The sequence below is a fragment of the Priestia sp. JNUCC 25 genome (genome assembly GCF_053667915.1).
This window is the reverse complement of sequence record NZ_CM132211.1, coordinates 4157872-4170332: the sequence shown is the minus strand read 5'-3', so window position 1 is coordinate 4170332 and position 12461 is coordinate 4157872. Positions and strand designations below refer to the sequence as shown.

At 38.1% G+C, this 12461-nt stretch carries 13 protein-coding genes; 12 read left to right on the top strand and 1 reads right to left on the bottom strand.

Annotated features, from left to right (window positions below):
* Positions 1–13: 13 nt before the first annotated feature.
* From JNUCC25_RS21865 to JNUCC25_RS21850, 4 genes are all read left to right on the top strand, one after another.
* Positions 14–925, top strand: coding sequence for a MerR family transcriptional regulator (locus JNUCC25_RS21865; RefSeq protein ID WP_454222462.1), 912 nt, complete (start codon positions 14–16; stop codon positions 923–925).
* A 127-nt stretch (positions 926–1052) separates the two neighbouring features.
* Positions 1053–1655: a genetic competence negative regulator gene (locus tag JNUCC25_RS21860; protein ID WP_098288278.1), complete on the top strand. Its 603-nt coding sequence runs from the start codon at positions 1053–1055 to the stop codon at positions 1653–1655.
* Between the two features lie 357 nt (positions 1656–2012).
* The gene (locus JNUCC25_RS21855; RefSeq protein WP_370506064.1) at positions 2013–3278 is read left to right on the top strand and encodes a Glu/Leu/Phe/Val family dehydrogenase; all 1266 of its coding nucleotides are present in this window, start codon (positions 2013–2015) and stop codon (positions 3276–3278) included.
* 124 nt (positions 3279–3402) lie between these two features.
* A complete protein-coding gene (locus tag JNUCC25_RS21850; protein WP_029320390.1) occupies positions 3403–4374 on the top strand; it encodes a YpdA family putative bacillithiol disulfide reductase in 972 nt (323 codons plus the stop codon).
* 19 nt (positions 4375–4393) lie between these two features.
* On the opposite strand, the gene JNUCC25_RS21845 is transcribed toward JNUCC25_RS21850, so the two are convergent.
* Positions 4394–5365 (bottom strand): asparaginase, encoded by a 972-nt coding sequence (locus JNUCC25_RS21845; protein ID WP_029320392.1) that lies wholly within the window; start codon positions 5363–5365, stop codon positions 4394–4396.
* A gap of 198 nt (positions 5366–5563) precedes the next feature.
* Between JNUCC25_RS21845 and prsW the strand changes: the two genes are divergently transcribed.
* From prsW to rpsA, 8 genes are all read left to right on the top strand, one after another.
* Entirely contained in the window at positions 5564–6214 is a 651-nt protein-coding gene (gene prsW, locus JNUCC25_RS21840) for a glutamic-type intramembrane protease PrsW (protein WP_013059034.1), read from the top strand.
* A gap of 146 nt (positions 6215–6360) precedes the next feature.
* A complete protein-coding gene (gene sleB / locus JNUCC25_RS21835) occupies positions 6361–7293 on the top strand; it encodes a spore cortex-lytic enzyme (protein ID WP_013059033.1) in 933 nt (310 codons plus the stop codon).
* Positions 7294–7310: 17 nt separating this feature from the next.
* On the top strand, positions 7311–8660 hold the full coding sequence (gene ypeB / locus JNUCC25_RS21830) for a germination protein YpeB (RefSeq protein ID WP_029320395.1): 1350 nt from the start codon (positions 7311–7313) through the stop codon (positions 8658–8660).
* Between the two features lie 155 nt (positions 8661–8815).
* Positions 8816–9481: a flagellar brake protein gene (locus tag JNUCC25_RS21825; RefSeq protein ID WP_053487718.1), complete on the top strand. Its 666-nt coding sequence runs from the start codon at positions 8816–8818 to the stop codon at positions 9479–9481.
* A 69-nt stretch (positions 9482–9550) separates the two neighbouring features.
* Positions 9551–9727: a YpfB family protein gene (locus tag JNUCC25_RS21820; protein ID WP_013059030.1), complete on the top strand. Its 177-nt coding sequence runs from the start codon at positions 9551–9553 to the stop codon at positions 9725–9727.
* 162 nt (positions 9728–9889) lie between these two features.
* On the top strand, positions 9890–10564 hold the full coding sequence (gene cmk, locus JNUCC25_RS21815) for a (d)CMP kinase (protein WP_013059029.1): 675 nt from the start codon (positions 9890–9892) through the stop codon (positions 10562–10564).
* Positions 10561–11148 carry a lysophospholipid acyltransferase family protein gene (locus JNUCC25_RS21810; protein ID WP_013059028.1) on the top strand — a complete coding sequence of 196 codons (588 nt, stop codon included), beginning with the start codon at positions 10561–10563 and terminating at the stop codon, positions 11146–11148. The genes cmk and JNUCC25_RS21810 overlap by 4 nt, the downstream gene beginning before the upstream one ends.
* Positions 11149–11310: 162 nt before the next feature.
* Entirely contained in the window at positions 11311–12447 is a 1137-nt protein-coding gene (rpsA, locus tag JNUCC25_RS21805) for a 30S ribosomal protein S1 (protein ID WP_013059027.1), read from the top strand.
* Positions 12448–12461: the final 14 nt, after the last annotated feature.

Here is a 12461-nt window from a genome sequence, read left to right as displayed (position 1 = left end):
TTGGAGGTTACGTATGGCTCACCAAGGGAAGTATAATATTAAAGCCATCTCAAATATGGTCGGAATCCAGCCGGGAACTTTGCGTGCATGGGAACGACGTTATCAAATTTTAAATCCTGTCCGCAACGATTCGGGGCATCGGTTATATACAGAGGAAGATTTGAGGAAATTAAAATGGCTCACGGAAAAAGTGAGCGGAGGTTTTACGATAAGTCAAGCGGTTTCGTTATTAGAAACGGAAAGTAGTACAGTAGGAACGTTTGAAGAAGAAGGAGAAGTAGATTCCCCTCAAAAAATTAGGGATGAGCTGTTAACGATGCTTTTATCTTTTGAAGAAGGAAAAGCACAGGATTTAATTAATCATGCTTTTAGCCTGTATTCGGTAGAAAAAGTGGTTATTGATATTTTGGGTTCTCTACTCGTGACGGTTGGAGATATGTGGGAAAAAGGGCAAATTACAAGTGCTCATGAGCATTATACGACTCAAGTATTAAAAACGCGTATCAGCATGATTTTTTATTCGCTGCCTTCAAATGGCTTATTGCCTAAAGCGATTGCTGTATGCGGTCCTAACGAGACACATGAAGTGGGACTCCTAATCTTTACGCTATTTTTACGCCGTAAAGGGTTTGAGGTTATTTATTTAGGAAGCAGCATTGAAGATAAAGATGTTGAGTTAATTGTTAAAGAAGTAGACCCAACGTTTTTATTTATGTCATGCACAATGATGGAAAATGCCGAGAAAACACTAAATTTGACGAACCAAATGATAAAGAAATTCCCGCATCTCAAAGTAGGATTAGGCGGTTATGTGTTTGATGGTTTAGATAGCAAAAGAAAAGGCGAGGCCCAGCCGTTTATTTTAGGAAATACAAAAGAAGAGTGGAACAGCTGGCTAACAAAAAAATTAGCAGAAATTGATTGAGAATAGCTTGTCTTTCCTATCATAAACCTGTAAACTCGTAAGTAAACATCACGAACCGTTTTCCAAAAAATACATATACTGCATTATCGAACCATGTGGTTATGAGTGCAAGCGGGGAGGGACGCTAATGAGGCTTGAACGATTAAACTATAATAAGCTAAAAGTTTTTTTGACCTACGATGATTTAAAAGAAAGAGGGTTAACAAAAGAAGATCTATGGACAGATACATTCAAAGTAAAGCAGCTCTTTCGTGAGATGATAGAGCAAGCTTCTCAAGAACTGAACTTTGAACCTACAAATTCTCTTTCGGTAGAAGTTTTTTCACTTCAAGCACAGGGAATGGTTGTATTTGTGACAAAGCAGTATGAAGAAGAAACCAGCTACGGTGAGTTAGATGAAGACGAGTTCGAAGACTTCATTGAAATGCAGGTCATGCTAGATGAAAGCGAAGACATGTTTTTTGAGTTTGATTCATTTGAAGATGTCATTCAGCTGACCAAACGCATGTCAAACTTTTACGATACGGATAGCGTGCTCTATTCATTTGAAAAACGTTTTTACGTGCTGTTGGATTATCAAATGCTGTCACCGGCTGAAGTGGGGAATATGATTGCGGTTTTGGCGGAGTATGGAAATCCCTCTACAATTACAAAGCACCGCGTAAATGAATATGGAAAAATGTTAGTAGAAAAGAGAGCTTTGGAGTATATTAACTCTGTCTTTTCTTAACTGTTTAATTGAAATAATTACACCCGTGAAGGATAAAGCACTTTTATTAAAATAAGAGTGGCTGCACTTTCAGCTTGTACAAAGTTGTTGAAAGTGCTCTTTATCACCGGGTGTTTTTTATTTTTTTTAGACGATTAAAGCATACTAGAAAAGAGGCAGACTTAAAACATTGTAGCATACCTTGTAAAGTTAATGGAAGCGTTTTCTTAGAAGAACACAAAAAATACTAAAAGTTCGATATTTTCCTTTGCAATGTAAAACTAAGGGTGTATACTATGTCATGAAAGAAGCACCATTCAATTAAAAACGAATAATTTTCGATACATTTTAGGAGGTTTACAGATGGTAGCCGACAAGATGCAAGACAGTAAAAATAGTCAAGAAGAGAAGCATGATGTTTTAAAATCTACACAAACAGTGATACATAAAGCGTTAGAAAAACTAGGCTATCCTGATGAAGTGTATGAACTATTAAAAGAGCCATTACGAATGATGACAGTAAAAATTCCTGTTCGTATGGATGACGGATCAGTTAAGATTTTTACAGGTCACCGAGCGCAGCATAACGATGCAGTTGGTCCTACGAAAGGCGGAATTCGTTTTCACCCAAACGTAACTGAAAAAGAAGTAAAAGCTCTATCTATATGGATGAGTTTAAAATGTGGAATCGTTGACCTTCCTTACGGTGGAGGAAAAGGTGGAATTGTTTGTGATCCTCGAAATATGTCTTTTGGAGAATTAGAGCGTTTAAGCCGCGGATATGTTCGTGCGATTAGCCAAATTGTTGGACCAACAAAGGATATTCCAGCGCCGGATGTGTTTACAAATTCACAAATTATGGCTTGGATGATGGATGAATACAGCCGGATTGATGAATTTAACTCACCGGGCTTTATTACTGGAAAGCCCCTTGTCTTAGGTGGTTCGCACGGCCGTGAAACAGCGACTGCAAAAGGAGTAACTATCTGTATTCGTGAAGCAGCGAAAAAACGAGGCATTGAATTACAAGGTGCACGGGTAGTAGTACAAGGGTTTGGAAATGCAGGAAGCTTTTTAGCTAAGTTCATGCACGACGCTGGCGCTAAAATTGTAGGGATATCCGATGCGTACGGAGCGCTGCATGACCCTAACGGTTTAGACATTGATTATTTATTAGATCGACGCGATAGCTTTGGTACAGTAACGAAATTATTCAATAATACAATCAGCAACAAAGAGCTACTTGAACTTGACTGTGACATCCTAGTTCCAGCTGCGATTGAAAATCAAATTACAGAAGAAAACGCCCATAACATTCAAGCGAGTATTGTAGTAGAAGCAGCAAATGGACCAACAACTCTTGAAGCAACGCGCATTTTGTCAGAGAGAGGAATTTTATTAGTTCCAGACGTTTTGGCAAGTGCCGGAGGTGTAACAGTCTCTTATTTTGAATGGGTGCAAAATAACCAAGGTTATTATTGGACGGAAGAAGAAGTAGAAGAAAAGCTTGAAAAAGTAATGGTTAAATCATTTAATAACATCTACGAAACCTCTACAACTCGAAAAGTCGACATGCGTCTAGCTGCTTATATGATAGGCGTAAGAAAAATGGCAGAAGGCTCTCGTTTCAGAGGCTGGATTTAAAAACAGAACAGCAGAACAATTGCGTAAATAGAAAAAATCTCCTATCATTAATGAGGAGATTTTTTTGTTTTACACTGCGTTAAAATAAAAAAAAGGTGCGTTTACAACTGAAGGAGTGACAGGCATGAAGAAAGAAAAAGTAATTATTGTTGGCGGAGGACCATGCGGCCTTTCAGCAGCTATTGAGCTTCAACATACAGGTATTGATGCCCTTGTAATTGAAAAAGGGAACATTGTGAATGCAATTTATAACTATCCTACCCACCAAACGTTTTTTAGTTCGAGTGAAAAACTAGAAATTGGGGATGTCCCTTTTATTACCGAAAATCGTAAGCCTGTGCGCAACCAAGCTCTTGCTTACTACCGAGAAGTGGTGAAGCGCAAGCAAGTTCGAATTCAGCCGTTTGAACGTGTCTTGCAAGTAGACAACCAAGCGGAAAACCAATTTATTGTCACAACATCTAAAGAGACATATGAAGCGGAGAATGTCATTATAGCTACGGGCTATTACGATCATCCTAATTATATGAATGTGCCTGGTGAAGATTTATCAAAGGTATTTCATTATTTTAAAGAAGCGCATCCGTACTTTGATAAAGATGTAGTCGTTATAGGCGGAAAAAACTCTAGCGTCGATGCAGCTCTGGAATTGGTGAAGTGTGATGCAAGGGTGACGGTTATTTATCGTGGCTCAGATTACTCACCTAGCGTAAAACCTTGGATATTGCCTGAATTTGAGGCGCTGGTTCGAAATGGAACAATTGGGATGCATTTTAATGCTCATGTAACAAAGATAACGGATGAAACGGTAACATATGAGCAGGAAGGGAAAGAATCTACGATTAATAACGATTTCGTTTTTGCCATGACTGGCTATCACCCTGATCATTCGTTCTTAACAAAAATGGGTGTGGAATTAGATGATGAAACAGGCCGCCCTTCTTTTAACGAAGAGACGATGGAAACAAACGTGGAAGGAATTTATATCGCTGGTGTGATTGCTGCAGGAAACAATGCTAATGAGATTTTTATCGAAAATGGACGTTTTCATGGAAAATCAATTGCTTCTCATATTATCAACAAAAACAACGCATAGGCTTCTATGCGTTGTTTTACTAATGATTAAATAGCTGCTGCAGCTCATCATGATTCGTTGTTACTTGGAGAGCAACTAACAGTTTAATGCGTGCTTTAGGACCATTTAAGCCATTTGAAAAAATAACGCCCATCTCTTTCAACTGCTTGCCACCGCCTTCATATCCATATACATCTTGGGCAATTCCATTAAAACAGCGAGAAACGAGCACGATGGGTATCTTTCGCTCCAAAAGCAATTGAATGCCTGGAATTGTGAGAGGAGGTAGATTTCCTTGACCGAGGGCTTCAATTACAAGTCCATCAACATTCATTGAAGCCACTGCTCGAAATAAATGGTCGTCCATTCCTGCATAAGCTTTTAATAAAGTGATTTGTTTATCTATCTGATTGACAGGATAAAATTCATGTTCTGTAGGCATGTGGTGAAAAGATACGCCGCGTTTTGTGATTAATCCTATTGGCCCGTACTGAGGGCTTTGAAATGTCGCCACGTTGCTTGTGTGGGTCTTGGTCACATTTTCAGCGGTATGAATTTCATCGTTCATCACAACTAAGACACCTTTTCCCTTTGCGCCGTCACTAATAGCCACCCGAACCGCAGATATAAAATTATAAGGACCGTCTGAACCAATTTCATTGCTTGATCTCATGGCTCCAGTTAAGACAATTGGAATATCTGTATGCACTGTTAAATCTAAAAAATAAGCGGTTTCTTCCAGCGTGTCCGTACCGTGGGTTAACACGACTGCATCAATTTTGCCTTCATTAATTTTATCGCGTATTTTTCTTGAAAGTATAAGCATTTCCTTAGGAGTAATGTGAGGAGAAGGCAGATGAAATGCTTCTTCTACGATTACATTGGCCATACCTGAAACAGATGATGTTGAGCGGTGGAGCGGATTTTGAATATCTGGTGTTACCGATCCAGTTGCCATGTCTTCTTTCATAGAGATTGTGCCGCCGGTGTGAAGAATATAAACAGTTTTCATAGAGAGCTCCTTTCAATTTTTCATATAAGTATGATACATTTTTTGGTATACTTGTTTAAGGTCTTTGTTAGGCTTTGTAAATCGACAGCAAGTTATGTGAGCATTTACATATAAAGATAAGGACATTATAGACGGAGATTTTCATCCTAAAGATAACATGTTACTATTAAAAAAAATAGAGGAGATGAGGCGCTATTTATGTTGGCGATTGTATCTGCAGGCATTGCGCCAGGATTGGCATTGTTAAGTTTTTTTTATTTGAAAGATGAATATGAAACTGAGCCTATTTCAATGGTATTAAAAACATTTATTTTTGGAGCAATGCTTGTTTTGCCAATTATGTTTATTCAATATGTATTTGGTGAAGAACACGTTTTTCAATCACCTTTTCTTCAAGCATTTTTTACGACAAGCTTTTTAGAAGAATTTTTCAAATGGTTCATTTTATATTTCACGATTTATCAGCATGTGGAATTTGATGAGCATTATGATGGAATTGTTTACGGGGCAGCTGTTTCATTAGGTTTTGCTACCGTTGAAAATATTTTATATTTATTTGCAAATGGTTTAGAATCAGCGCTAGGAAGAGCCTTTTTACCCGTATCTAGTCATGCTTTATTCGGCGTCATTATGGGGTATTATTTAGGGAAAGCAAAGTTTTCTGAAGGAAAGGAAAAAACGAAGTGGACGCTGTACTCCGTATTTGCGCCGCTCATTTTACATGGAACATATGATTATATTTTAAAAACAATGGATCATTGGGTATTTATTATTATTCCATTTATGATTTATTTATGGTGGCTGGCGTTAAGAAAAGTAAAAAAGGCCAAACAGCCATCGATTGTCTAGGCTCAGCTTGTAAATCTTTTTTGAGAGATTTACGAGCTGAGTTTTTTTCATTTCGGTAAATTTTGCGCATCTTGTATAAAAAAACAACCTTTACAAAAAATACTCCTATCATCTTATCAGTTACATACGATGTAGGAGGTTTTGTCATGTTATCATTTCGATGTTTTAAAAAGTATGCATGTCTCATATGCATATGTTCATTTATTGCAGCATCCGTTGTGAGTCCAAAGGCCGCTCACGCGTTTTCAAATCAAGTCATTCAACACGGAGCAGTTGGAGATGACGTTATTGAGCTGCAGTCGAGACTTCAGTATTTAGGTTATTATAATGGGAAAATTGACGGTGTATTTGGATGGAGCACATACTGGGCACTGCGCAATTTTCAATATGAATTTGGCATTAAAAAGATTGACGGTTTAGCAGGCTGGCAAACAAAGATTAAATTAGCCAACGCAACAAAATATCACGAAAACTATGTGAAAAATCAAATTAGAAAAGGGAATAAGTTTACGCACTATGGCGGTCAGCCTCTTGATCAACAGTCTAAAGGAAGCGGTAGCAGTGGGAAAAGCAGGGTGAACAATGGTCAGCAAAAAGCACAAAGCGGATCTTCTCAAGCAAAAAAACCTGCCAGTCAGCCGCAGCGTAATACGTCTAAAGGAAATTCTGAACAACAGAAAGAAAAAGCACAAAAGCCAACAGCGGTGAATGTACCAAGCGGTTTTTCACAAAACGATATTCAGCTCATGGCAAATGCCGTGCATGGTGAAGCACGGGGTGAACCATATAATGGCCAAGTAGCCGTAGCGGCCGTTATTTTGAACCGAGTTAACAGTCCGTCATTTCCAAATACAGTCGCTGGAGTTATTTTTGAACCGCGTGCATTTACTGCCGTAGCAGATGGGCAAATTTGGCTTGAACCCAATCCAACATCTAAAAAAGCGGTTATGGATGCGATTAACGGATGGGATCCTACTGGGAATGCTATTTATTACTTTAATCCGGATACAGCAACAAGCGCATGGATTTGGTCACGTCCTCAAATTAAGCAAATCGGGAAACACATTTTCTGTCGATAAAGAGAGGTGAAGGAAACATGATTCGAACAATTTTAATTGTATTATTAGCTATTGGTGTTGTAGGTGTAGGGTATTGGGGGTACAGCGAACATCAAGAAAAAGATGCTGTGCTGCTTCAAGCGGAGAATACGTATCAACGAGCATTTCATGATTTGTCATATCAGCTAGATTTATTAAATGATAAAATTGGTGGCACGCTCGCCATGAGTTCGAGAGATCAGCTTTCGCCCGCGCTTGCAGAAGTATGGCGTTTAACTTCTGAAGCTCATAACAATGTAGGACAGCTACCTTTATCGCTTTTACCGTTCAATAAAACAGAAGAGTTTCTTTCAGATGTTGGTGACTTTACGTATAAAGTGGCGGTAAGGGATTTAAGCAAATCCCCCCTAACAGATAAAGAGTATAAAACGTTAAATTCGCTTTATGATCAGTCAGGCGAAATTCAAAATGAAATGCGCCAAGTACAGCATCTAGTCATTGATAATAACTTGCGCTGGATGGATGTTGAGCTAGCCTTAGCCACAAAAGAAAAGCAAGGGGACAATACGATTATTGACGGATTAAAAACCGTTGAAAAAAGTATGGATTCTTTTGCCGAAACAGATTTAGGCGTTATGAATGCAACGAATGAGCAGGAAAAAAACGCTTTTCATCAATTAAAAGGTAGAGAAGTTAGTGAAGATGTTGCAAAACAAGTGGCGCGTTCGTTTTTGAATTTAAAAGGAAATGAACAAATTCATATTGTAAAGAGCGGAAAAGATGCCGATTATGAGGTGTACAGCTTAACCATTACAGATCCAAAGACTAAACAAGAGACGTATATGGATATTACACAAAAAGGTGGATATCCGCTTTGGGTGCTCGAAGATCGAGATATTAAAAAACAAAATATTAGTTTAAACGATGCTATGAACAAAGCGACTAAGTTTTTAAAAGATCATCGTTTTGAAAGCCTAGTGATGGCTGAAAGCGCTCAATATGATAATATGGGAGTCTTTACATTCGTAGAGCAAACGGAAAGTGGAGTTCGGATTTATCCGGATTCAGTTAAAATGAAAATGTCTTTAGAAGATGGATCTGTGATTGGTTTCTCAGCTAAAGACTTCTTATTAAAACATCGTACAAGAGATATTCCAAAACCTAAAATTTCGAAAGAACAGGCAAAAACCAAGCTGAACTCGAATGTAAAAGTGATGGAAGAACGCTTGGCAATTATTACGAATGATTTAAACGAAGAAGTGCTATGCTATGAGTTTTTAGGGACAATAAAAAATGATACGTATCGTATTTTCATCAATGCCGATACGGGTTTTGAAGAAAAAGTCGAAAAACTGCAAAACTCAGAACCTTTATATAATGAAGTGTAAAGTTGATAAAAACCAGTGTCTATAGACACTGGTTTTTGTGTTTTGTAATATTTTATTGAGTCTAAATAACTAATTTATATTTACAAAATAAACATATTTGACTATGTTTAAATAAAGGGAAAAAGTGTATATAGTGGAACTGAAGGAGAGAGAAGATGATAAAAGCGGGAATGAGGTTGACGTTAGAGAGCGGGCACAGAGAGTCTACATTACAACAAACATATCGATGTAAAGTAGTTGAGTTTACGGAAGACGTGATTTATATTAGCTATCCGCTAAATGAAGAAACGCAGCGAAGTGCTTTTTTACTAAAAGGTACAAAATTGCTTGCTACGTTTATTGGATATGATCAAAATGTATATACCTTTCCAACTGAAGTAACAGGGCGTGAAATAAAAGGCATGCCTGTTGTGAAGCTCTTTTACCCGGGCGATAAAAAGTTAAAATCCATCCAAAGAAGAAATTTTTTCCGTGTGCCGCTTACAGTGAAGGCGGTGATAGAAAGTGAACAAGAACAGCAGGATGTAATGGAAATCATGACTAAAAACATCAGTGCAGGTGGAATAGCTGGCTCCTTCCATCACTCGCTGCTTTTTAATGAGAAAGATTCGGTTGTTGTACGATTAAGTCTTCCTAATCGTGAGGGAGCTTTGCAGCATCTTGAATTAAAAGGGGAAGTTGTACGAATTACCGCCCCGACTCCTTGTAAAGTAGGTCAGCTATCTATTAAATTTATGAATATGGAAAAACAAACGAAAGAAATGATGATTCGTTATACCTTAAAGCGTCAGCTCGACCTAAGAAGAAAAGGTCTTCTTTAGCGTATAAAAAAAACTTCTCTTTCCTAAACTGTAAGCAAAGGTATTACTTCTTACAAAAGGAGAAAAAAGGTGAATCGAATAGAACGAATTTTAATTAAATTAGTGGTTATTCAATTTGTGTTTTTAATAATTGCCCAATGTATTTTACTATCTAGCAGTCACAGTACATATTTCTCAAAGGTTATTCAGTATGAGGGAGTTAGCAAAAATAATTTTAATAAAATTATTGAAACATTCGACCAGTAGTCGGACGTATGGTAGAATAACTAGGAAAGAAACATGCAGTGAACACCAGGCAGGAGAAGACCCCCTGCTCTTTTTTTCGTTTATAAACGCTTCATATAAAATGGCTCATTGTATAAAAGATGAAAGTGGTTTGTTCCTGTTTTGAAATTAAGGGAGGCACTTATGGAAAAACAAATTTCAATCGCGATTGACGGTCCTGCAGCTGCTGGGAAAAGTACAGTGGCAAAGATTATAGCAGAAACCTTATCATATATTTATGTTGATACAGGAGCGATGTACCGTGCTCTAACGTATCAAGCGCAGAAAAACCAGGTAGATTTGCAAAATGAAGAAGAGCTATTGCATTTGCTTAACGAAACAGTAATCGATTTAAAACCGTCTGAATCTGGACAGGTAGTCATCTTGAATGGACAGAATGTTACAAGTGAAATTCGTTCCGCAGAAGTAACTAACTCTGTATCCATCGTAGCGAAACATCGTGCAGTTCGTGAAGAGATGGTAGCGAGACAGCAGGGCCTTGCTAAAGATGGAGGCGTTGTAATGGATGGACGTGATATCGGTACACACGTGCTACCTCACGCAGAAGTTAAAATCTTTTTATTAGCGTCTGTGGATGAAAGAGCACAGCGACGCCACGACGAAAACATAAAAAAAGGTTTTGAATCAAATTTAGAGCGTTTAAAAGAAGAAATTGCCCGCAGAGACAAGCTGGATTCTGAGCGCGAAGTAGCACCTCTTAAAAAAGCTGAAGATGCAATTGAAATCGATACAACTTCCTTATCGATTGAAGGAGTTGTAGAAAAAATACTTTCTATTACAAAAGAAAGGATTGGATGATTTTGAGCTTTTATATGTTTGCACGTGCCATTGTAAAAGGCATTTTAACACCAGTTTATCGTTATGAAGTAATCGGTGCAGAAAATATCCCTTCAGAAGGCGGAGTGTTGCTTTGTTCAAATCATATTGACAACTTAGATCCGCCTACTGTAGGTGTGACATGTCCAAGGCCTATTTCGTTTATGGCAAAAGCAGAGCTGTTTAAAGCACCTTTTCTGAAGACGGTTCTGCCAAAGTTAGAAACATTCCCTGTAAAGCGCGGGATGGCAGATCGTGAAGCTTTGCGCCAAGGGTTAAAGATTTTAAAAGAAGGAAAAGTGCTTGGATTATTTCCCGAAGGAACAAGAAGTAAAGATGGGAAATTAGGAAAAGGGATGGCTGGAGTAGGCTTTTTTGCTTTGCGTTCAAAAGCAGCTGTTGTGCCTTGCGCTGTTATTGGTCCATATAAGCGTTTTGCAAGGTTAAAAGTAGTATACGGACCGCCAATTCAGATGGATGAGCTTCGCGAACGAAAAGCATCAGCCGACGAAGTAACCGAAGCTATTATGAAAAGCATTGGTAAATTAATTGAAAAATATCAATAGTTTGTAACCTTATGACTTGACAAAAGATTCTATTTATTAGAAGTTAGTAACAAAGAGAGTTTTTTCTATACAGAGCTATATACAATAATGATGAGCTAAAAGAGTGAAGAACTCTTACAAGGGAATACATATTGTAGATGGATATTGGAGGAGGAAAAGACGATGACAGAAGATATGAATCAAGTAGAGGTAACGTCATTAGAAGTAGGAGAAACAGTAAAAGGTACTATTACAAAAGTAGAAGAAAAGCAAGTGTATGTAGATGTACCTAACAGCAAACTAGACGGTATTATTCCAATTAGTGAATTAGCGAGCTTACATATTGAAAAAGCAGGCGATGTAATCCAAGAAGGTGCCGAAGTCGAAGCGAAAGTAATTAAAGTGGAAGACGATTTGCTTGTGCTATCTAAAAGGGCTGTAGATGCTGAAAAAGCATGGGATGGTTTAGAAGCAAAACTTTCTTCAGGTGAAGTGTTTGAAGCGGTAGTCAAAGAAATTGTCAAAGGCGGACTAGTAGTAGATATTGGTGTAAGAGGGTTCATTCCAGCTTCTCTTGTTGAAACTCATTTCGTTGATGATTTTGCAGAGTATCAAGATCAAACTCTTACGGTCAAAGTAGTGGAATTAGATAAAGAAAAAAATCGCGTGATCCTTTCGCATCGTGCAGTTGTAGAAGAAGAGCTTGTACAACAAAAAGAAAATGTTCTTGAGTCATTAAAAGAAGGTCAGGTTTTAGAAGGAACCGTTCAGCGCTTAACAGACTTTGGTGCGTTTGTAGATGTAGGCGGAGTAGATGGGTTAGTGCACATTTCTCAGCTTTCACACACGCGTGTAGAAAAACCTTCAGACGTAGTAGCTGAGGGAGATGCTGTGAAAGTCAAAGTATTGTCTGTTGACAAATCAACGGGGCGTGTTTCATTATCTATTAAAGATACGTTAGAAGGTCCATGGTCCAACATTTCTACGAAGCTTCGCCAAGGTGATGTAGTAGATGGAACCGTTAAAAGACTTGTATCTTTTGGAGCTTTTGTGGAAGTTCTACCTGGAGTAGAAGGACTTGTACACATTTCTCAAATTTCCCATAAGCATATCGGGACACCGCATGAAGTGCTTTCTGAAGGCGAAAAAGTGACGGTGAAAGTACTTGATGTGAATGAACAAGAGCGACGCGTTTCGTTAAGCATTCGTGATCTTGAGGAAGAAGAACAAGAAGATTACGGTGACTATGAATTACAAGAAGAGTCAAAAGGTTTCCAATTAGGTGATATGATTGGGGATCAATTAAAAAAATTAAGATAAGTAATGGTGATGAT